Origin of the sequence: Chryseobacterium indologenes (genome assembly GCF_018362995.1) — a bacterium.
Lineage (GTDB): Bacteria > Bacteroidota > Bacteroidia > Flavobacteriales > Weeksellaceae > Chryseobacterium > Chryseobacterium indologenes_G.
Genome location: NZ_CP074372.1, coordinates 2,510,825 through 2,532,798, shown reverse-complemented (window position 1 = coordinate 2,532,798; position 21,974 = coordinate 2,510,825). Strand labels below are relative to the sequence as shown.

General features: G+C 36.7%; 21 protein-coding genes. 4 read left to right on the top strand and 17 right to left on the bottom strand.

Features of this window, described 5'->3' with window-relative positions:
- The first annotated feature begins 52 nt into the window (after positions 1–52).
- Positions 53–1,174: a 3,4-dihydroxy-2-butanone-4-phosphate synthase gene (ribB, locus tag DYR29_RS11430; RefSeq protein WP_047425887.1), complete on the top strand. Its 1,122-nt coding sequence runs from the start codon at positions 53–55 to the stop codon at positions 1,172–1,174.
- Positions 1,175–1,335: 161 nt separating this feature from the next.
- On the opposite strand, the gene fmt is transcribed toward ribB, so the two are convergent.
- From fmt to folK, 6 genes are all read right to left on the bottom strand, one after another.
- On the bottom strand, positions 1,336–2,283 hold the full coding sequence (gene fmt / locus DYR29_RS11425; protein ID WP_213276962.1) for a methionyl-tRNA formyltransferase: 948 nt from the start codon (positions 2,281–2,283) through the stop codon (positions 1,336–1,338).
- Positions 2,284–2,417: 134 nt separating this feature from the next.
- Positions 2,418–4,325 (bottom strand): RecQ family ATP-dependent DNA helicase, encoded by a 1,908-nt coding sequence (locus DYR29_RS11420; protein WP_213276961.1) that lies wholly within the window; start codon positions 4,323–4,325, stop codon positions 2,418–2,420.
- Between the two features lie 76 nt (positions 4,326–4,401).
- Positions 4,402–5,841, bottom strand: coding sequence for an OmpA family protein (locus DYR29_RS11415; protein ID WP_142717790.1), 1,440 nt, complete (start codon positions 5,839–5,841; stop codon positions 4,402–4,404).
- Positions 5,842–6,050: 209 nt separating this feature from the next.
- On the bottom strand, positions 6,051–7,577 hold the full coding sequence (locus tag DYR29_RS11410; protein WP_213276960.1) for an OmpA family protein: 1,527 nt from the start codon (positions 7,575–7,577) through the stop codon (positions 6,051–6,053).
- A 42-nt stretch (positions 7,578–7,619) separates the two neighbouring features.
- Complete coding sequence (locus DYR29_RS11405; protein ID WP_213276958.1) at positions 7,620–8,735, bottom strand: OmpA family protein; 1,116 nt, start codon at positions 8,733–8,735, stop codon at positions 7,620–7,622.
- Positions 8,736–8,752: 17 nt separating this feature from the next.
- The gene (gene folK, locus DYR29_RS11400; protein WP_213276957.1) at positions 8,753–9,169 is read right to left on the bottom strand and encodes a 2-amino-4-hydroxy-6-hydroxymethyldihydropteridine diphosphokinase; all 417 of its coding nucleotides are present in this window, start codon (positions 9,167–9,169) and stop codon (positions 8,753–8,755) included.
- A 20-nt stretch (positions 9,170–9,189) separates the two neighbouring features.
- Here folK and sppA point away from each other — a divergent pair, with 20 nt between their 5' ends.
- The gene (sppA, locus tag DYR29_RS11395) at positions 9,190–10,947 is read left to right on the top strand and encodes a signal peptide peptidase SppA (protein ID WP_213276956.1); all 1,758 of its coding nucleotides are present in this window, start codon (positions 9,190–9,192) and stop codon (positions 10,945–10,947) included.
- A gap of 77 nt (positions 10,948–11,024) precedes the next feature.
- Here the strand turns inward: sppA and DYR29_RS11390 are convergent, their stop codons facing one another.
- The 6 genes from DYR29_RS11390 to rpmB form a co-directional block, all read right to left on the bottom strand.
- Positions 11,025–11,285 (bottom strand): GlsB/YeaQ/YmgE family stress response membrane protein, encoded by a 261-nt coding sequence (locus DYR29_RS11390; protein ID WP_050019846.1) that lies wholly within the window; start codon positions 11,283–11,285, stop codon positions 11,025–11,027.
- 72 nt (positions 11,286–11,357) lie between these two features.
- The gene (ftsY, locus tag DYR29_RS11385) at positions 11,358–12,311 is read right to left on the bottom strand and encodes a signal recognition particle-docking protein FtsY (RefSeq protein ID WP_047425904.1); all 954 of its coding nucleotides are present in this window, start codon (positions 12,309–12,311) and stop codon (positions 11,358–11,360) included.
- Between the two features lie 15 nt (positions 12,312–12,326).
- Positions 12,327–12,794 carry a RidA family protein gene (locus tag DYR29_RS11380; RefSeq protein ID WP_213276955.1) on the bottom strand — a complete coding sequence of 156 codons (468 nt, stop codon included), beginning with the start codon at positions 12,792–12,794 and terminating at the stop codon, positions 12,327–12,329.
- Positions 12,795–12,883: 89 nt separating this feature from the next.
- A complete protein-coding gene (locus DYR29_RS11375; RefSeq protein ID WP_002976755.1) occupies positions 12,884–13,036 on the bottom strand; it encodes a DUF4295 domain-containing protein in 153 nt (50 codons plus the stop codon).
- Positions 13,037–13,056: 20 nt separating this feature from the next.
- Positions 13,057–13,239, bottom strand: coding sequence for a 50S ribosomal protein L33 (gene rpmG, locus DYR29_RS11370; protein ID WP_027373683.1), 183 nt, complete (start codon positions 13,237–13,239; stop codon positions 13,057–13,059).
- A 6-nt stretch (positions 13,240–13,245) separates the two neighbouring features.
- Entirely contained in the window at positions 13,246–13,488 is a 243-nt protein-coding gene (rpmB, locus tag DYR29_RS11365; RefSeq protein WP_002976757.1) for a 50S ribosomal protein L28, read from the bottom strand.
- Positions 13,489–13,731: 243 nt separating this feature from the next.
- Here rpmB and DYR29_RS11360 point away from each other — a divergent pair, with 243 nt between their 5' ends.
- Positions 13,732–15,441 (top strand): T9SS type A sorting domain-containing protein, encoded by a 1,710-nt coding sequence (locus DYR29_RS11360; protein WP_249413482.1) that lies wholly within the window; start codon positions 13,732–13,734, stop codon positions 15,439–15,441.
- A 137-nt stretch (positions 15,442–15,578) separates the two neighbouring features.
- On the opposite strand, the gene lnt is transcribed toward DYR29_RS11360, so the two are convergent.
- Positions 15,579–17,213 carry an apolipoprotein N-acyltransferase gene (gene lnt, locus DYR29_RS11355; RefSeq protein ID WP_213276954.1) on the bottom strand — a complete coding sequence of 545 codons (1,635 nt, stop codon included), beginning with the start codon at positions 17,211–17,213 and terminating at the stop codon, positions 15,579–15,581.
- 56 nt (positions 17,214–17,269) lie between these two features.
- On the opposite strand from lnt, the gene DYR29_RS11350 reads away from it, so the two are divergent.
- Positions 17,270–17,683: a VanZ family protein gene (locus tag DYR29_RS11350; protein ID WP_213276953.1), complete on the top strand. Its 414-nt coding sequence runs from the start codon at positions 17,270–17,272 to the stop codon at positions 17,681–17,683.
- Here DYR29_RS11350 and proC read toward each other — a convergent pair.
- The 4 genes from proC to DYR29_RS11330 form a co-directional block, all read right to left on the bottom strand.
- Positions 17,673–18,476 carry a pyrroline-5-carboxylate reductase gene (proC, locus tag DYR29_RS11345; protein ID WP_213276952.1) on the bottom strand — a complete coding sequence of 268 codons (804 nt, stop codon included), beginning with the start codon at positions 18,474–18,476 and terminating at the stop codon, positions 17,673–17,675. The two genes, DYR29_RS11350 and proC, sit on opposite strands and share 11 nt — an antisense overlap.
- 734 nt (positions 18,477–19,210) lie before the next feature.
- Positions 19,211–20,230 carry a UDP-N-acetylmuramate dehydrogenase gene (gene murB / locus DYR29_RS11340; protein WP_213280614.1) on the bottom strand — a complete coding sequence of 340 codons (1,020 nt, stop codon included), beginning with the start codon at positions 20,228–20,230 and terminating at the stop codon, positions 19,211–19,213.
- Positions 20,227–20,712: a hypothetical protein gene (locus DYR29_RS11335; protein WP_213276950.1), complete on the bottom strand. Its 486-nt coding sequence runs from the start codon at positions 20,710–20,712 to the stop codon at positions 20,227–20,229. The genes murB and DYR29_RS11335 overlap by 4 nt, the downstream gene beginning before the upstream one ends.
- Positions 20,713–20,722: 10 nt before the next feature.
- Positions 20,723–21,928: a pyridoxal phosphate-dependent aminotransferase gene (locus DYR29_RS11330; protein ID WP_047425920.1), complete on the bottom strand. Its 1,206-nt coding sequence runs from the start codon at positions 21,926–21,928 to the stop codon at positions 20,723–20,725.
- Between the last annotated feature and the right edge of the window lie 46 nt (positions 21,929–21,974).

Genomic DNA, 21,974 nt, shown 5'->3' with positions numbered 1-21,974 from the left:
AATTGGCAGATGCTTATTTTTATGAGTATCTTTGCAAAAATAAAAAGTAAAAATGTCCGATATTAAATTAAATACTATTCCAGAGGCTATTGAAGACCTTAAAAATGGTAAAATAATCATAGTAGTAGATGATGAAGACAGAGAAAATGAAGGAGATTTTCTTTGCGCAGCAGAGTTGACAACACCGGAAATTATCAATTTTATGGCTCTTCATGGAAGAGGGCTTATTTGTATGCCGCTTCCTGAAAAAAGATGTGATGAGCTTGGGCTTGAAGTGATGGTAAGCAGAAGCAGCGATCCTAAAGAAACTGCTTTTACCGTATCGGTTGACCTTTTAGGAAACGGAACATCTACCGGAATTTCTGCAGGAGACAGAGCAAAAACAATTTTAGCACTGATGGATGAAAAATCCAAACCTACAGACTTTATGAGACCTGGCCACATTTTCCCGCTTCGTGCAAGAAAAGGAGGAGTATTGAAAAGAGCCGGACATACTGAAGCTGCTATCGATCTTACGAATTTAGCAGGGCTAAAAGAAGGTGGAGTAATCTGTGAGATCATGAATGAGGATGGTACTATGTCCCGTCTGCCTGAACTTCATGCATTCGCTCAGAAACACGATATGAAGATTGTTTCTATTGAAGATCTGATCCATTATCAGCTTAAAAAAGGTAACCTGGTTGAAAGACTTGAAGAGAAAAAAGTGAAAACGCACTACGGTGATTTTGATTTTTATGCTTTCAGAGAAACTTCTAATGATCAGATCCACTTTGCACTGACAAAAGGAGCATGGACCGTAGATGAGCCGGTTTTAGTGAGAGTACAGTCTTCTGATTCTTATTTCGATGTGTTGACAAGATTAAATAACGGTGAAAAGCCATTATTGGAAAAAGTAACCGGTATGGTAAATGAAGCTGGAAAAGGAGCGATCATTTTTATCAATAACGTTTCTAATTCTGAAAATACATTGAGAAAACTTCAGCAGTTTCTGAACTATCAGGATGGTCAGGAGCAGCATCCTACTTTAGCGTACAATTACAGAGATTATGGAATTGGAACGCAGATCTTAAAGAATTTAGGAATTAATAAGTTCAAAGTAATCACTCAAAATCCTAATATCAAACCTCAGGTTGGAGGATACGATGTAGAGGTTACCGAGATGGTTCAACTATAATAAATTGAATAGTCAACGATAAGTTTTAACTGTTTACAATATAAAAGGTTTAGGATTTCCTAAGCCTTTTTTAATGATATAAAATTTAAAAAGCCATAAAAGTTTTATTTCAAATACTTTTATGGCTTTTGTATAGTAAGATAATGATCTGAATCTTATTCTTAGTTTAATGTGATTCCATCGAAATTCCTGAAACCATTTAAAAAATCCTTTACAGTCATTCTTTTTTTACCTTCCAACTGAAGTTCCAGAGGATAATAAATTCCGTCCTGAGTATAGATTTTAAATTCATTTTTGGAAATATCTAAAGTTCCTACCGGTTTTCCATGGTCAGAAAGTTCAAATTTGCCACCGAATATCTTTAATCCTTTTTCTTCGTTTTCAATTTTTAAAGTTGTGAAAGCTGCAGGATAAGGAGACATTCCCAGAATAAACTGATGAATGGTTTTTGAAGACTGATCCCACTTGATTCTGGTATCTTCCTTGAAAATTTTATAAGCATTTTTAGGATGTTCTACCTGTGGCTGAGGTTTTTCTTCAATAGCGTTTTCAGCAAGACCGTCTAATGTTTTCACTACGAGTTTTGAACCCACTTCCATGAGTCTGTCATGAAGGCTTCCTGCATTTTCGTCAGGTAAAATTTCTATTTCCTGCTGAAGAAGAATATTACCTTCATCAATTTTTTCATTAATAAAGAAAGTAGTTGCTCCTGATTTTTCTTCACCGTTAATGACTGCATAGTTGATGGGAGCTGCTCCTCTGTAATCTGGCAGTAAAGAAGCATGAAGATTGAAGGTACCCATTTTAGGCATTTCAAAAAGAACTTTAGGCATCATTCTGAAAGCCACTACTACAAAAACATCAGCATCCAGTTTTCTAAGTTCTTCCAAAAATTCAGGATTTCTCAGCTTTTCCGGCTGAAAAACAGGGATATTGTTTTCTTCAGCATAGACTTTTACAGGGGATTGGTGAATTTTCTGTCCACGTCCACTTGCTTTATCAGCTACAGTTACAACACCTACCACCTGATGGTGAGATTGATGGATTGCCTCCAAAGATGTTTTTGCAAACTCAGGAGTCCCTAAAAAAACGACTTTCAATGATTTCATACTACAAAGATAAGTTTTTGATCTGAGAGTCGAAGGGTGTTAAAGTCTGAGAGTAGTAGAGTTTTAGAGATAGGATGAGTATATTTTATTTTTTAATTAAAAAATATTCTATTCTTATTATTGCTCATTGCTCATTATTGATGATTAAGCTCGTACGTTCTGAAGTTCAGCATTCTTACCTTTCCGGAATCTAAAAGAAAAATAAGGTTTTCTAAGATATTCTCTTTAGAATGATAGCTCAACTGTATAGAAAGCTCTTCAATTGTTGACGGCTTTTTAGCTAATAAATTAATGATCTGCTGGGAAATATTTTTACCAAACATTGACTGTTTATTTTTTTCACAAACAGAACATTGGCCACAGTTTTTTGAATTTTTTTCACCAAAATAGGCCAGGATGAGTTTCATTTTGCAGTATTCATTATTTTCTGCATAAAACTTCATCTCTTCCCATTTCTGGATTTTATTTCTCTGAATATGTTCAAACAACTTCCAATACGCACTATTTACCGCTCTTTCATCGCGGGGTTTCAGGAATTTAATACTGGACAGCGCGCCATCAATATATTCAAGGTAATTCTTTTGCTGCAGTTCCTTAAGACGTTCTTTGATCAAAGGGACACTGACATTGATTTTATTGCTTACCTGCTGTTCGCTGAACATTACCTTATGGGTAGTAATACCGGATATCGTACGGAAAAGAAGCTCCATGAAATAAGCATCTTTTTGTGGTAGCTGATCTATCTCGTCTGCTTTGATAAATAGTTCGAGAGAAGACAGGCTTTTGTTTTCATTGTAGTAGATAATTTCCTGGTTGTGCAGAAAATTAAGTATGTTGTTGATTTTTGCTTTCGACAGTTTTGTGAAATTCTGTATCCCAAGAGTATTCAGCTGGAATGTTTTTTCAGGAAGCTCAAATTCTGCTACCTGGAAAATAGAGTAGAGGTAGCTGATGATCTTTAAAAATTCTGCTTTGTTGGGTGTTTGGTTTTTTAAGATCTGATCAAAATTCAGGAGTTCCTGTTTATTCCAAAGCATGAAGGCAAAACTGTCTTTTCCATCTCTTCCGGCTCTTCCGATTTCTTGATAATAGTTTTCCAGGGAGGCGGCAGGAGAGTAGTGGATTACAAATCGTACATTATCTTTGTCAATACCCATTCCAAAGGCATTGGTGGAAATAAGAACATGATTGTCACTGTTGTTCCAAAGATTCTGTCTGGCATTTTTTTCTTTGGTGGTTAGGCCCGCATGAAAATAATCTACATTTTTCAGTTGATTTTTTTTCAAAAATTCTGCCAGCAGTTCAGCTTCTTTTCTGGTTCTTACATATACAATTCCAGAATCATTACTGTATTTTAGAATATCAAAAACACGTTGGAATTTATCAGCTACTTCATCTGTAAATATTTTAATGTTCTCTCTCTTGAAACTTTTTTGGAAAACAAAGGGTTTCTTAAGCTCCAGTTTATTTTTGATTTCTTCCAGGACTTTTGGTGTTGCAGTGGCTGTCAGGGCAAGACAAGGGATCTCAGGATTATTGCTTCTGAATCCTTTAATATTCTGATAACTTGGTCTAAAATCCTGACCCCATTCTGAGATACAGTGAGCTTCATCAACTGCAATAAAGGATAACTGAATTTCCTGCATGTTCTGAATAAACTGAGTATTGGTAAGTCTTTCAGGAGAAACATAGAGTAATTTGGTAAGGCCTTCTTTACAGCGGTCGTAAATTGTTTCCGCATCATATTCATCCAGTTCAGAGGAAAGATATTCTGCTTCTATACCACGGGATTTAAGCTGATTTACTTGGTCTTTCATTAGTGCAAGTAAGGGAGAAACTACCAGGCAGGTTCCTTCTTTCAGTAAAGCGGGTAATTGATAGCATAAAGATTTTCCTGCTCCTGTGGGTAACAGAACCAAAGTGTCTTTTTCATTAATGACAGCGTTAATAATTTCTTCTTGAGCATCTCTGAAGTCGGTATAACCCCAGAAATACTTAAGAGTATCATATTTGAGCTTTTGAAAATCTTGCGGCGAAATCATGTTGTAAAAATAAGGAAAGTATTATGACAAAAAAAGTCACGCCAGGCGTGACTTTCATATAATATAAATAAGTTTATTATTTAGCTTCGAAGTAAACTCTTCTGTTGGCTCTGTTTTTCCATTCAGGGCACTTCGTTGCTGGCTCACACTCAGGGTATTTAAGGTCTTTTTCACCTTTTCCTATTGCCTGTAGTTTACCTGTTTGAACACCGTTTTTGATCAGATAGTTCTTAACGTTGTTTGCTCTTCTTTCAGATAGTTTTTGGTTGTAAGCATCAGTACCTCTTGTATCAGTAGCTCCTATTACACTATAAGAACCATTTGAAGAATTAATATAGTTTACAGCATTATTTAAGATTGGAGTGTTTGAAGGTAAAATTCTGTCAGAATTTAAATCAAATTCGATTCCTTCCAATTTAGTTTCTGTTTCTACTACAGGTCCTGTTGTTGCTACAGGACATCCGTTGTTTTCAACAGGTCCAGGAACCGTTACACACTTGTCGTAAAGATCAATTACACCATCAAGGTCTGTATCAAGGGCAACTCCGGCACCATCCACTCTTGCTCCTGCAGGAGTGTCAAGTTGTCTGTCCCAATCGTCACATACCCCGTCGTTATCAGCATCTCCTTTTTTACATACTTCGATATCCTGATTTTTATTAGCCAGTACATCCAGTTTGTAATAGATTTCTTGAAGTGGGTCATGCCACATTAGGTGAGATTCGTGTTTTCCTAATTTTACGGAAACCCCTAAAGTTGCATTGAAGAAGTTGTCAGAAACCTGCTCAGAACGCTTGTTGATAGCGCTGTAAGCATCACCACCACCATCAAATTCATCATCACCGGTTACTACGTACATTAATCTACCTTCAATATCAATTCTTCTGTTCACTTTAAACTTCAGACCTGTACCAGCCTGCATGAACATAGAACCTAATTGGAAAGGTTTTACTTCAGTCATTAATCTCTGTTTGTTGCTTCCGTCTTTCTGGTATGCTCTGTAAGCGATAGTACCGATACCTGCATATCCATGAAGAGCCCATCTGTAAGGAGAATGGTTATCAACTCTTCTTAATAAATTAGAAAAGTTAATGTCTCCTAAGATTGAGATAGCATCATACTGAGTTCTGGCTCCCACTGCTGTTGCATCAGGTGCAGCATTTTTAGTATTGAACCATCCTTGTCTGGTTTCACCTTTATCATACTGTAGATTGATTCCGAAAGCATGAGTAATGGCTTTATCAATACTTAGATAGGCTGAATATCCAAAAAGGTTTTTTCCGTTACCATTTTTGATTGAAGTCAAATCTGCTGACTGAAGAAGTGGAACTCCAACCCCTGCAGAGATAGACCAATCGTTAAATCTTTTAGATTGGCTGGTGAAAGGGGAAACATTAGCAGATCCCGAAGAAAATGTATTAGGGTATTCTCCTTTTGAAACTGCCGTTGAGTCTTGTGCATAAGTGGCAGAAGGAATTGCCAAAGCAAATGCTACAATTGCTAAACTTAATTTCATAGTGTTATTTTTTTAAGTTAAGTTATTTTAAATGATTTTTTACGCCAAAAAGCGATTTTTTATTATTTTTTTTCAAATCAAACTAGTTGATTTTTAATGTGTTTCATATTACTATCCCGAAAATAATGATAAAGGTATGTAAAATAATTCGTAGTAGAAAAAAAATAAACCGAAAAGAAATAATTCTTTTCGGTTTGATGTATTATAAATTATTTCTTCTTTTTCTTAGCAGGTGCTTTTTTTACTGCTTTCTTTACAGGTGCATCTTCATAGTCTTTCTTTTTGATAGAATCCCATTCTGATGTTTCTATAAATTTTACCGTAACTTTTCTGTCTGCCATTCTTTCAGCATCTGAAGCTGATGCAGGGATCGTAGCTTCTGCGGAACCTACTCCTCTTGATTTCAGTACATTTTCATTGATACCTCTGGTTTCCAGAGCTCCTACAACAGCAGCTGCTCTTTCTTTAGACAGCCTTAAGTTGTAAGCTGCATTTCCTTTGATATCGGTATGTCCTGTTAACAGATAATTACCTCCATTTTCTTTAATAATTGAAGCTGCCAGATCCAATTTTTCATTAGATTCAGGTCTGATAGTCGCTTTATTAAAATTGAAGTAAATATCTTTAAGGGTTTTCTCTACTTCTACAGCAGTTTCCTTGTTATCTTTTTTGATAGGACATCCATTGTTTTCAACAGGTCCAGGAACCGTTACACATTTGTCGTAAAGGTCAATTACACCATCCAGGTCGACATCAAGAGCAACTCCGGCACCATCCACTCTTGCTCCTGCAGGAGTGTCAAGCTGTCTGTCCCAATCATCGCATACCCCGTCGTTATCAGCATCTCCTTTTTTACATACTTCGATATCCTGGTTTTTATTAGCCAGTACATCCAGTTTGTAATAGATTTCCTGAAGCGGGTCATGCCACATTAGGTGAGACTCATGTTTCCCTAATTTGAAAGTAAGACCTAAAGTCGCATTGAAGAAGTTGTCAGAAACCTGCTCAGAACGTTTGTTGATAGCGCTGTAAGCATCACCACCACCATCAAATTCATCATCACCGGTTACTACATACATTAATCTACCTTCAATATCGATTCTTCTGTTTACTTTAAACTTCAGACCTGTACCAGCCTGGAAGAACAAAGAACCTAATTGGAAAGGTTTAATTTCAGTCATCAATGTCTGTCTGTTATTTCCATCTTTCTGGTATGCTCTGTATGCAATGGTACCGATACCTGCATATCCATGAAGAGCCCATCTGTAAGGAGAATGATTATCAACTCTTCTTAATAAATTAGAAAAGTTAATGTCTCCTAAGATTGAAATTGCATCATATTGAGTTCTAGCTGCTACCGCTGTTGCATCAGGTGCTGCATTTTTAGTATTGAACCATCCTTGTCTGGTTTCACCTCTGTCATATTGCAGATTGATTCCGAAAGCATGAGTAATGGCTTTATCAATACTTACATAGGCAGAATATCCAAAAAGGTTTTTACCGTTACCATTTTTGATTGAGGTTAAATCTGCCGACTGAAGAAGTGGAACTCCAGCCCCTACTGAAATAGACCAATCATTAAATCTTTTAGATTGATTGGTAAATGGGGAAACATTAGCAGATCCCGAAGAAAATGTATTAGGGTATTCTCCTTTTGAAACTGCCGTTGAGTCTTGTGCATAAGTGGCAGAAGGAATTGCCAGAGCAAATGCTACAATTGCTAAACTTAATTTCATCGTGTATTTATTATTTGATTTCTTTTGAAAAAGAATTTTTAATTATTTGATAGGACATCCGTTATTTTCAACTGGTCCTGGTACAGTTACACACTTATCATAAAGGTCAATAACTCCGTCAAGGTCCATGTCTAAAGCAACTCCGGCACCATCTACTCTTGCTCCTGCAGGAGTATCAAGCTGTCTGTCCCAATCATCACATACTCCGTCATTGTCAGCATCTCCTTTTTCGCAAACAACAAGATCTGTTGATGCATTTTCAAGAACACTGGTTCTGTAGTAAGCTTCCTGAAGTGGGTCATGCCATGCAAGGTGAGATAACTGCTTTCCTAATTTGAAAGATACTCCTAAACTTACTGTCCAGGCATTATCTGATCTTCTGGAGTTTAGCATATTATATTTTGAACCTGGCGTTGAAGGATCATAGTCATTAGGATCAGCCCATCCGCCGCCATCAAATTCATCATCACCACTGATGATGTACATGGTTCTTGCTTCAACATCAATAAGTTTTGAGACATTATATTTAATTCCTACACCTCCCTGGTAGAAGATAGAGTTGATATCAATGTCTTGCTTAATGAATAAAGGGGTTCTTCTTGGAGTAGTGCTCCATCTAAACTCATCATTATCATGTAATGATGTTCTGAATCCCTGAACTCCAATTCCCATATATCCATGGAATGCCCATCTGTATGGGGAATGGTTGTCTACTCTTCTGAATAAGTTCGAGAAGTTAATATCTCCTAATAAAGAGATGTTGTCAAACTGTGTTGTTGCAGTAGCAATTCCTGATTTTACACCTGCAGCACCGGGAAGCTGTGCCGTCTGTTTCGTTTCTCCTCTCATATACATAACGCTTAGAGCGAATGCATGTGTGATTTGTTTGTCTACGCTTACATAGGCATTGTACCCCCAATTGGTCTTATCCTTGCGGATAGATTTTAAATCGGAGTGAACCATAAATGCAGGACCTCCCCCGACAGAAATAGACCAGTCTCTGAAGCGTCTGGCTTTATTGTCGAAAGGTTGTACATTAGCGGAGCCTGAGGAGAATGTATTAGGATACTCTGTGGAAGAGTTTACTGTAGTGCTGCTGTTCTGTGCGAACGCTGCAATTGGCAATGTCGTAGCCAATAATAATAAACCTAATTTCATACAATATGTTTTATGTTTTAAATAAAATCTTTTAATAATACTCTGGAAAAATCCCTTTCAAAAAGATGTTTTTTATGAGGGATTTCTAATCTTTCTGATTGAAAATTTAATTCATTATACTTAATGATATCAATGTCTATTATCCTGTCAGTATAACCTCCGGATACCTTTGAATCATTAATTCTTCCCATCTCAACTTCTATATTCTTAATACAATCAAGCAGTTGAATTGGCGAAAGAGAAGTGAATATTATTGCTGCAATATTACAAAAAATATTGGAACTGACAAACTCTACGGGCTCAGACATTAAATATTCGCTGGTTTGTGAAATGTGATTTCCAACATCTTCTAGCTTCTTTAATGCAAGCTCTACATTTTTTTTTTGCTCTCCTAAGTTACTTCCTAGTAACAAAACGACCTTATGCTGCGACATATTAGAAAATTGATTGATTTATGAGAAGTTTCTTCAAAAATGTTTTGGCAAATATAGTAGCAATTGTCATACTTTGCGCTCTATTTTTCATCTTTTTCATTATGATGCTCGTGTTCAGTTCTATGGGAAGTGATAAGTCGGTGGCGGTGAAAAAGAACTCGGTTCTTACGATTAATTTAAAGACAAATATAATTGATAGTCCTACTGAAGAGGAGATGGGATTGTTTGGTATAGGTGCCCAAAATAAAAGTGTCCTTTTATATGATGCATTGGAAGCTATCAATAAAGCTAAGACCGATGATAATATTAAAGGGATCAGTATTGAGGCAGATAATCTGAATGCAGGTCTGACTCAGATTGATGATCTTAGAAATGCTATTGAAGATTTTAAGAAAAGCGGAAAATTTGTGTATGCTTATGGAAACGGAGTATCACAATCCGCTTATTATTTAGGATCTGTGGCGGATAAATATTATCTGCATCCGGCAGGAGGCATTGAATTGAAAGGTCTTTCCACTGAAGTTACTTTCTTTAAAGATTTTGCTGATAAATACGGCATTGGGATTGAAGTGATCCGTCACGGCAAATTCAAATCTGCTGTAGAACCTTTTTTAAGAAATGATATTTCACCTGAAAATAAAGAACAGCTAAGTACTCTTCTGAACGACCTTTGGAAAAATACATCCAATAAAATGGCTGCTTCAAGAAAAATTGATACGGCACAGTTCAGAACGATTACAGACAGTTTATACGGAATGATTCCTGAGCAGAGTTTGAAATATAAGCTTGCGGATAAACTTATTCAGAAATCAGAATATGAAGATCTTCTTAAGACAAAACTGAGTGTAAAAGAAAAAGAAAAGCTGAATAAGATTTCTTTGACCAGCTATATCAATTCTTACGCTGATGAAGACAAATCCGGTGAAAAGATTGCGGTGCTTTATGCTTCAGGATCTATCAACAACGGAGACGAATATAATGACATTCACTCTGAGAAATATGTGAAGTATATTAAAAAGCTTCAGGATGATGACAAAGTGAAGGCAGTAGTTTTCAGAATCAACTCTCCTGGGGGAAGTGCCAATGCTTCAGATGAGATTTTATTTGAATTGCAGCAGCTGAAAAAGAAAAAGCCATTGGTGGTTTCTTTCGGTGACTATGCCGCTTCAGGAGGATATTATGTTGCCATGGCAGCTGATAAAATTTATTCAGAGCCTAACACACTTACCGGTTCTATCGGAGTATTTGGGGTAATGCCTTATTATAAAGATATAGCGAACAAAAACGGAATCCGTGCGGATATTGTTTCTACGAATGCCAACTCTATGTATTATTCAGGACTAAACGGAGTGACTCCTTATGGGGTAAATATGATGACGAGAAGTGTGGAAGGTACTTATAAAAGATTTGTACATTTCGTAACGCAGAACAGAAAGAAAACTTTTGAGCAGATTGATAATGTAGGTGGCGGTAGAGTATGGAGCGGGGTTCGTGCCAAAGAGATCGGTTTAGTAGATGAACTTGGTACTTTGAATGATGCTGTGAAATTTGCTGCACAAAAAGCAGGATTGAAGTCTTACCAGGTAGACGCTTTCCCTAAGAGAATGACACCATTTGAGCAAATCTTCAAGGATCTGAATGAGGAGGACGTTTCTGCCAGAATTATTAAGAACAAGATCGGTAAATCCAACTATGAGATTCTACAGCAGATTACAGACAAAAAGCTGCAGTCTGAGGTGAAGATGGAAATGCCTTACCAGATCAGAATCAACAACTAACTAAATTTATATTGTATACAAAAATCCCGGATCTGAAATTTCAGATCCGGGATTTTATTTTTTTATCAGCGTTAATATCAGCTTTTCTTGGTAGCCATTCCGTAAATCCAGAGGATGATTAAAGCTCCCCCAATTGAAAGAATCCAGCTTCTCGGATTCCAGAATGAAGTGACATCTCCCCAATGGAGAATGTAAACTCCTATAGCTCCTCCTATAAATGCTCCCAGAATCCCCAGGATAATAGTGATTAGCCATCCTCCTCCCTGAGTTCCGGGCATGATCATTTTAGCGATAGCACCAGCAATAAGACCGAATAAGATCCATGTTAGTATTCCCATAGTTGCAAATTTTTTTAATTGTTAATATTTAAAATTGATTTGTTGCTAATATAAGGGAAAACATGATATAAATCATCTTTTCTTGAAGAATGAGTCTACAAATTCCGTACCATTAAAAAGCTGTAGATCCTGCATTTTTTCGCCTACACCAATATATTTAACAGGAATCTGGAACTGGTCAGAGATACCAATTACCACACCTCCTTTTGCTGTTCCGTCTAGTTTTGTAACTGCCAATGCATTTACTTCCGTGGCTGCTGTAAACTGTTTTGCCTGTTCAAAGGCATTCTGTCCGGTAGAACCGTCAAGAACCAGCAAGATCTCATGAGGTGCATCAGGAATTACTTTCTGCATAACTCTTTTGATCTTGGAAAGTTCGTTCATCAGGTTGATCTTGTTGTGAAGTCTTCCTGCCGTATCAATGATCACAACGTCTGCATTTTGTGCTACAGCGCTTTGTACAGTATCAAATGCCACGGAAGCAGGATCAGACCCCATTTCCTGTTTTACGATAGGAACGCCCACTCTTTCACTCCAGATCACCAGTTGATCTACTGCAGCGGCTCTGAAGGTGTCAGCAGCTCCGAGAACTACTTTTTTACCCTCTGATTTGAACTGGTGAGCCAGTTTTCCGATAGTCGTTGTTTTTCCCACTCCATTTACTCCTACCACCATGATGACATAAGGTTTTTTGGAGGTATCAATATTTCCTGTACCGGCGTGAGGATTTTCAAGCAATAATCCTGAAATCTCATCACGAAGAATTTTATCCAGTTCGTTTACACTTACATATTTGTCTCTGGCAACACGTTCTTCAATTCTTCCTATGATTTTAATAGTAGTAGAGGCGCCTACATCGGATGCAATAAGTACTTCTTCAAGATCATCAAGAACTTCGTCATCTACTTTGCTTTTACCGACTACGGCTTTTGTCATTTTTTCAAAGAATCCCTGGCTGGATTTTTCCAATCCTTTGTCTAAGGTTTCTTTTTCTTCTTTTTTGAAAATATTTTTAAACCAACTCATAGTTTTAGTTTATTCTTATTTATTTTTAATCACTGCTGTGGCTTCTACTTCTACAAGCACATCATCTCTGAAAAGCCTGCTTACTTCCACAAGGCTGCTTACAGGAGGGTTTTGAAGATTGACATACAAATCCCTTACTTTTCTGAAATCAGGTGTTTTTTTGATGTCTGTGGTAAAGATTCCAAGTTTAATGATATCTTTTCCTGTTCCTCCATATTCTTTCAGGATGTTCTCGATATTTTTGAAAACCTGCTGTGTCTGCTCCTCTATCGTATTTCCCACAAGATTACCTTCCGTGTCCAGAGGTACCTGCCCGGATAATAAAATCATTTTGGAACTCCCGCAGTCAATACTTACTGACTGTGAAAGGCCTTTTATGTTGAAAACTTTTGGCGAACTTTTATATTCTACTGGGTTCATTGTTTTCTGACTGAATGAAAATAGAAAAGTTGCTGTGCAGGCCAGAACAAGTATCTTTTTCATACTTTACTGATTAATAATCTGGTGCACAAAGATAACAAAAAAACTACCCAAAATATGAGTAGTTTTTTATATTGTAAACAAAGTACTGACTATTTTTTCAAATAACCGTCTACTTCGTCAGCATTCATTACTTTTTCTTCGAAAACGTAAGCTCCTGATTTAGAAGACTTAACCATTTTCACTACTTTCGTCATTTTCTTAGACTGACCGCTTTGTAGGGTTGCTACTACTTTCTTTGCCATGGTAAGTTATTATTTATAAATTACTTAATTTCTTTGTGAAGGGTAGATCTCTTAAGAACAGGATTGTATTTTTTCAATTCCAATCTCTCTGTAGTGTTCTTTTTATTTTTTGTAGAAATGTATCTAGACATTCCTGGCATACCGCTTTCTTTGTGCTCTGTACATTCAAGGATTACTTGAACTCTATTTCCTTTTTTTGCCATGATTTATTAATTCTTTTTAATCAATCCGTTTCTAGTAGCTCTTTCAATAGCTTCCTCGATTCCAATCTTGTTAATCACTCTCAATCCATGAGCTGATACTTTCAGTGTTACGTGCTTATCTTGCTCTGGAAGGTAAAACTTCTTCTCTAATAAGTTAATTTCAAAACGACGCTTCGTTTTGTTATTAGCGTGAGAAACGTTGTTACCAACCATTGCACGCTTTCCTGTTATTTGGCAAATTCTTGACATATCTCGATGTTCTTATTTGTATAATATTTGAGAGTGCAAAATAACGAAGAATTTTTTAGATAGACAAATCTTTTAGAAAATATTTGCAAATAAGTGACTGATTAATAATCATGAATTTTTAAAATAGCAGAATCCTTGGGATACAGCAGATAATCAGTGCTGATATAATTCATACAGGCTTTTTTTTAAGCAAAGAAGTTAATATTCTATCTTTGTTTTTAATTAATCTAAATAAAAACAACTATGAAGAGGATTTATATTTTATTGTCTATGTTGCCTGTCGGTCTGATGGCTCAGAATTTTACAGAGGTACAAACCAGCATGAATAATTTTTATTATTCCGCAGCTGATATCGCAGATATAGACAACAATGGTACGCTTGATATTGTGCTGAATGGGGCGATAGATTCTGATGGTGATGGAAATGTAGACAGTACTTATAATGAAGTATATCAGAACAATGGAACAACATTGTTACCTTATGCAGGATTGGGAGCCGATGTGACCCATCTGGGGGATATCAGATTTATTGATTATAATAATGATGGATTGATGGATATTATTTCCACAGGACTCAGCTATATGGATGTTGTAAATTATAAACAGTACCGATTCAAAAATACAGGGACAGGGTTTGTGAAAGAAGCTGAACTTCCCGGGAAAATTTATGGATCTGTAGAAGTTTTTGATTTTAATCATGACGGAAAATCGGATTATGCGGTCAACGGAACTCAATATGCCCATGGAGGAGGGTTTGGAAATACATTGGATTATTATAAAAATACAGGTGTCGGTTTTGATCTGACAGCAAACTGGGTTGACGGAACTCAAAGCGGAAGCTTTAAAGTAGTAGACCTTAATAATGACAAGCTTCTTGATCTGGTCATTATCGGATCAGATATCAATGGTGATCCGGTTTCTAAAGTGTATATGAATCAGGCAGGAGTTCTTACTCCTACGCAGGATCTTGCGCCTGTAGCTGTTGGGAAAATAGATTTTGCAGACTTCAATGCGGATGGTTTTCAGGATATTGTCGTGATTGGAAGAGACGGAAATGATGAAGGATATTTTGCAGTTCTGATGAACGATGGTACAGGTAATCTGATTCCTCAAACAATTACCGGAACTGATATTTCAGATCTTTCACTGAGTGTTGGTGACCTTAATAATGACGGGTATTACGACTTTATCATTTCAGGAAATGAAAACTATAATGCTGTTGTGAAAACGTATATCTATGATGTTTCCAATAATAAGTTTAATGAAGGAACATTATCGGGTATAACTGCGCTTGGAGGTCCGGGACTGGTACAGCTGTTTGATTTTAATAATGATCATCATCTGGATATCCTGTTGGGTGGATTTGACTGGGCTGCTTCTGATCTGCCTTCACTCACTAAAGTATTTAAAAATAATTCTACTGCCGCAAATGCAAAGCCTACACCGCCAACCCAACTGAATATGACTAAAAACGGAAACCGTTTTAATTTTACATGGAGTGGTGCTTCGGATGACAAAACTCCGGTAGATGCGTTGCGTTATGAAATCACAGTAGGATCTACACAGGGCGCTCATGATATTACTAAATATGTTGTGACGACCCCATCATGGTTTCTGGATCTTGATCCGGCCATTGAGAATGTATACTGGAGTGTGAAATCTATTGATGCTTCAAAGGTGTATTCTGATGCTTCTGTACAAAGTGTATTGGGAACAGCTGAAATTAAATATGATAAACAGCTTATCATCTATCCGAATCCTGTATCAGATAAAGTATATATTAAGGGAGAAAAGGTTTCGGAAGCTGAAATGTATTCAATGGATGGAAAAAAACTGAATATCAGTGTGAATGGAGATCAGTCTATTGATGTTTCTCATTTACCTAAAGGAGTGTATTTATTAAAACTGAAGATAAAAAACGAAATAACCACAAAGAAGCTTACGATTAAGTAATTGAATCAATTCTATCTTCTATCAATGAGAAAAGCCAGACGTCCAGCTGGCTTTCTCTTTTTTTATGTTTAAAATATTTTTTAAATGTCGCAGATTGTGGTATTCGTGCGAAAATTTGTGTAACTAGTGTTTAACAATTACGCTTTCTTCGTTTTATTTTTGAACCATTCAATCAAATAGTAAAACAATAAAAAGCCCAATGCAAATATGGAAAACCTTGAAAGAAGATCACCTGCCCTTGTATAAAATGTCTTTGTATCATACAGATTCACTTTTGCAAATAAGGCCGTTTTGTCTCCATAGAAAGTATCGGCAGTCACCTCACCTTTAGCATTGATGTGGGCAGAAATTCCGCTGTTCGCAGCACGGGCAATTTCTCTTCTGGTTTCAATAGCTCTCAGTTTAGCATAAGATAAAAGCTGTTTATGTCCTTCTGTAACACCCCACCAGGAATCATTCGTCATAATAGCTAAAAAATTGGCTCCTTTTTTTACGTATTCAGTTACAAACTCACCGTAAATACTTTCATAGCAGATAATAGGCGCCAGTTTCCCTTTGTTGTAAGGATTTGAAAAAGCAACTCTTTCTTTGTCTGTTCCCAAAGAGGCTACAGTACCTCCCAGGTTGAGCATAGCATCTCCTAAAAGTGGTTTTAAAACATTCATATAAGGGAATATTTCAACACCAGGCACCAATTTCCCTTTGTGGTATGCCAGTACTTTCTGGTTAGGAACCAATTGAATTGCTGTATTATAACTGCTCACCCAAACACCACTATTGATCTGGTAAGCTTCTTTAGGTAAATCAGCAGGATTATAAAAAAAACGGTGCGAAGAAATTCCGGTTGCAAAAACAGATCCCGGATGATTGGATAGAAATCCTTTGATATTATTTAAAAGTAAGCTCTTTTCAAAAGCCGTTTCGGAAATAGATCCTCTGCCGGGAAGAGCAGTTTCCGGCGCAATATAATAATCAATTTTACCGGTAGAATTTTTTTCAGCAAGTGCCAGTAAATCCTGCTCAATGGTAAGGCTGTCTTTCGAATACTTTTCAGCATAAGGATCAAGATCCGGCTGTAACATCAGAACACTCACCTGGCCGGCTGGTTTTTCATCAAAATTATTGTATTTGATCACTGAAATGATCATTGGCAGAACAATTAAAGCTCCAACAATAGCTGAATTTTTAATCAGGTCTTTTCTCTTTCTTCCAGCTTCCCAGGTTCTTACGGTATAAAAAATCAGAACATTGATCAGAAGAATCCAGAAACTTCCTCCGGTAGCACCTAAAGTGTCATACCACTGGATCAGTTTTGGATAGTCGGCGAATACATTCCCCAGATTCAGCCATGGCCATGTCAGTTCCCATCCCAAATGAAATTTTTCAAAGCTCATCCAGATCGCGATCAAAAATCCTAATCCCCAATAGGTTCCCTGAGCATTTTTGTACCAGTGATAACATTGGAATACTAATGAATATAAAAGAGAGTTGACCAATACCGGGAATACAACAGCCATCAGAGAATGGCTTCCGTCAGGATTCTTTGAGCCATACAGCCATCCTGTAGTGACTATGTTCCAGATCACAAAACATAGATAAGACAATCCGAAGACGACCCAGCTTTTCCTTTTGTAATCTGAGAATTTCGAAACTCCATGCTCCATCATCAGAAGAGGAACAAGGGCAAAAAATATAAAAAACGGAACTCCATAAGTTGGCCATGAAACCGACAGCAGCATTGCTGAAATAAGTGTAAGTAGAACGTATTTCATTAAATTATTTTAATACACAAATTTAATGTTTTTGAAATGAATATATTAGCAGTTCAATGTTAAAGAAAATATATAAAATTAGTATTGTTCCGTATACTCTGTTTTTGCTTTACCTGATGTTTTTGGGAATGGACAGGTTTCAGTATGAAGAAAATCTCCTTACGTTAGAACCCGTTTTTTCTACAATAAAATTTATCCAGGGTCCGAATAAGACGATAGATATTGTAATGATTGTCCTGGGAAATGTTATCATGTTTATTCCTTTTGGATTTTTGGGGTGGGTTTTGCCGGATCTGAAAAAACTAAAACCATTGTTATTTAGTTTTATCTCATGTATCGTTATTGTTGAAGCACTGCAATACTTTACAAGAATGGGAATATTTGAGGTAGACGATATCATCCTGAATACATTTGGGGTGTATCTGGGATGGGTATTTTGCAGGATTTTTGAAAAAAAATTTAATTATTAAGTTCCTTGGCGCGTTTTTCAGCGTTCAGAATTCCCTTTTTCAGAATTTCTTTGAAGCTGTTGTCTTCAAATGTTTTTAAAGCAGCTTCAGTAGTTCCGCCTTTAGATGCGACATCTTTAATAAGCTCTTCAAGATTTTTTTCTGAGTTATTGATCAGGTGATAAGCTCCCAGCATTGTCTGCTTTACAAAAAGTTTGGAGAGATTTTCTTCAATTCCCATTTCAATTCCGGCCTTAATCATTGCATCAATGATGTAATAAAAATAAGCGGGACCACTTCCTGAAAGTGCTGTAACACCGTCCAGGAGTTCTTCTTCTTCCAGATAAACAGATCTTCCCGTGCTGTTCAGTAATCTTTCTATACTTATGAGTTGACTGAAAGAAATTCCTTCTGCAGCGGTATATCCCGTAATTCCCATTCCCAGAAGGGTAGGAGAGTTCGGCATTGCTCTTACAACAAGCGGATGATTAAGTAATTTTTGAATTTTTTCAATATTGATTCCCGCCATGATGGATAATACCATCTGGTTTTCTTTTAAAGTAAATTGAATATTTTGGGCAACCGACTGAAAATCCTGAGGTTTTACAGCGATGATGATCAAATCCGCATCGAGTTCTTTCACTTCTTCAAAGGTGGAAATTTTAGATTTGGGGAATTCTTCAGCTATTTTGGAGATTTTTTCCTGATTTCTGATAATCAGATGAAGGTGTTCAGGTTTGATCAGCTCGTATTTCAAAAATGATTTTGAAAAAGAAAGTCCCATATTTCCGGCTCCAAGAATAGCTATTTTCATTACGGATTGTAAATTTTAAGCTAAAATAATGATTTTTTGGAAACTTGTAATGAGATATGGTTGGGAAAACGCAAAGGCGCAAAGATTTTGAATGACATGCTGTTGTAAGGCGCAAGAACATTTCGACTTCGCTCAATGTGAGATTTTCTGCAAGGGTGAGAATGAAATGAGATAAGGTTAATCCTTTTTGTCGCACAAAGATCGAACAGCATTGAATTTTATCGGAGATAAAATCTTAGCGCCTTACAACATAAAGTTTAGAAAATAACCTGTGTCCTTGTGTTTTTCATTCCATCTATGCATAGATTCCTACGGAATGACAAAGTGTACGGATAAGCTAAGCGTTGTGTTTGTCATTCTGAAAGAATCCAGCCTTACTATTTTCCAGCTATCATGCAGCCATAACGCATTTTATCTGAGATAAAATCCTTGTGCTTTACAACATAAAGCTTAGAAAATAACTTCTGTCCTTGTGTTTTTCATTCCATCTATGCATAGATTCCTACGGAATGACAAAGTGTACGGATAAGCTAAGCGTTGTGTTGTCATTCTGAAAGAATCCAGCCTTACTATTTTCCAGCTATCATGCAGCCATAACGCATTTTATCTGAGATAAAATCCTTGTGCCTTAAAAACTCAAAGAAATTAATACCCCTGCACCTTTGCGTTTACCAATATTTTTAAAAATAGTGTATATATAAAGACTGTATTCAAAGCCTTTATATATTTTTAGATTAAATAATATTCACTTCCCTTTCTAATTCTATTCCGAATTTTTCTTTCACAGAATTAATAATCTCAGTGGAAAAATCAAAAATTTCTTTTCCGGTAGCATTCCCGGTAGCATTGATGATAACCAGTGACTGCAATTTGTGTGAAGCTACATTTCCAATCTGCTTTCCTTTCCATCCACATTGTTCAATCAGCCATCCTGCAGGAACTTTTACCATATCACCATTTGGATAGCCCTGTATATTTTCAAACTTTTGCTTTAAATCTTCAAATTGAGCTAGAGGAATAGTTGGATTTTTGAAAAAGCTTCCGGCATTTCCTATTTCCTTAGGATCCGGCAGTTTGCTTTGTCTTATATTGATAACCGCTTTGGAAATATCCTGAATGGTTGGATTTTCAACGCCGAGATTTTCCAGTTCAGATTTAATCGCACCATATTCTGTTTTGATAGAATGATCTTTTTTGGTAAGTTTAAAAGTGACTTCCAGAATCACATATCTGCCTTTTCCTTCCTGTTTGAAAATAGAATCTCTGTAACCGAACTTGCACTGTTCCAGATTGAAGGTTCTCAGTTCAAGCTTTTCTAAATCCAATACCTTACAGTTTACAAAAATATCTTTGATTTCTGTCCCATAAGCCCCGATATTCTGCATCGGAGAAGTACCTACATTTCCGGGAATTAAAGAAAGATTTTCTAACCCTCCAAAATTCTGCTGCAGGCAGTACATCACAAATTCATGCCAGTTTTCACCTGCTTTTGCTGTTACCAATACTTCATTTTCGTTGATGCTCTCTTCGGTAATTCCTTTTAAATTAAGTCTGATGGCAAGACCGTCAAGATCTTTGGTAAGAAGAATATTGCTTCCTCCTCCTAGAAACAGAAGCTGAAGAGATTGGGTTTTCGAAAAAATAAGAGCCTCTTTTAATTCATCAATGGTATTGACTTCAGTAAAATAGCGGGCTTTGGCTTCAACACCGAATGTGTTATAAGGTTGTAATGAAAAATTTTCCTGCATGTTTATTTGTATTCTTTGGGAAGAATTTTGTCTATTTGTTCTTTAAGTTGTTGTAATTGCTTGTAATGTAAAGTGTCTGCATAAGCATTCACATAGATGTGTGATTTTTTCGGAGTCCGGATCTGAAAAGTTTCATCTGTTCCGTCTACCGATTGTAGGCTGGGAGAGCTTTTAATATGGTCGAGATCTACAATCCTTACTGATGATACAAGCTGTTTCCATGTGTTGGAATTGATGGCAGACGACCATTTTTTATGGGTTTGATTGGCTGTCATTCCTTTTTCTGCAAAAACGGAATCTTTTGTGACTTTAATAATTCTGTAATTTCCAAGATATCCTCCAATGTCGGATACGCTGATGAAAGTAATCTCATGCGGATTTTGATGAGAAATAGCCTGTTCCGTTTTTTTGGAGTCACAGGAAAAAAATGCCAACAGCAAAAGAATCGAAAACAGTATTTTCAGATGTAGTTTTTTTGTTGTCGGCATAGGATATATTTTACAGACTGAATTCTTCTCTGTACTTCTTTAAAGCTTCTTTCAGAATTTCAGCACTTCTTTTTAAATCTTCTTCTTTCAGAACGTAGGCAATTCTTACCTGTTTCTTTCCTAATTCGGGATCACTGTAGAATCCTCCTGCAGGAGCTACCATGATGGTTTCGTTGTTAAGAGAATATTTTTCAAGCAGCCACTGTGCAAATTTTTCAGTATCATCTACCGGAAGTTCAGCAACACAGTAGAAAGCTCCTCTTGGTTTTGGGCAGATTACACCTGGGATTGCATTCAAAAGATCTACCAATACATTTCTTCTGTGGGTATACTCTTCTCTTACCGCTCTGATGTAGGCACCATCATTCTGGTGTGCCGCTGTTGCAGCAATCTGTCCTAAAAGAACCGGGCTTAATCTCGCCTGTGCAAAAAGCATGGCAGCATTACGGATCTTGCTGGAACGGGTAACCATACATCCGATTCTTACTCCACACATAGAATAACGCTTGGATTCAGAATCAATGATAATGCAGTTTTCAGCTAATTCAGGAAAATCAAACATAGAGATCTGCTGTTTTCCGTCATATACATATTCTCTGTATACTTCATCAGAAATGATTACAATATCATATTTCAAAGCAATGTCTGCAAGCTTCTGAAGTTCCTCGCGGGTATACAGATATCCGGTAGGGTTTCCTGGGTTACAGATAATGATTGCTCTGGTTTTTTCTGTGATTTTTTTCTCGAATTCTTCAATAGGAGGTAAAGCAAAACCTGTATCAATAGTAGAAGATACGGCTACTACATTCACATCAAATGTGCTGGTGAAACCATTGTAGTTGGCATAGTAAGGCTCAGGGATAATCACTTCGTCACCTTCATCACATAAAGTAGAGATCGCAAAGTTCAGGGCTTCAGAACCTCCATTGGTAACAATGAAATTATCGGGTGTAAGATCTGAAAAACCTAAAGAGTGATAATATTCTGTAAGGGCCTTTCTGTATTCTATATTTCCTTCAGAAAGCGCATATTCCAATACTTTTAAATCGATGTTTTTTAAAGCATTTAAAGCTGTTTCCGGAGTTTCAATATCAGGCTGTCCGATATTAAGGTGGTATACTTTTATTCCTTTCTGTTTTGCTTGTAATGCAAAGGGAACCAGTTTTCTTACCGGCGATGGCGGCATATGCAGCGCTCTGTTTGAAATATTCGGCATTGTTCAAAAAATTTGTATGACAAAAATAGGATTTAATTTCTCAATA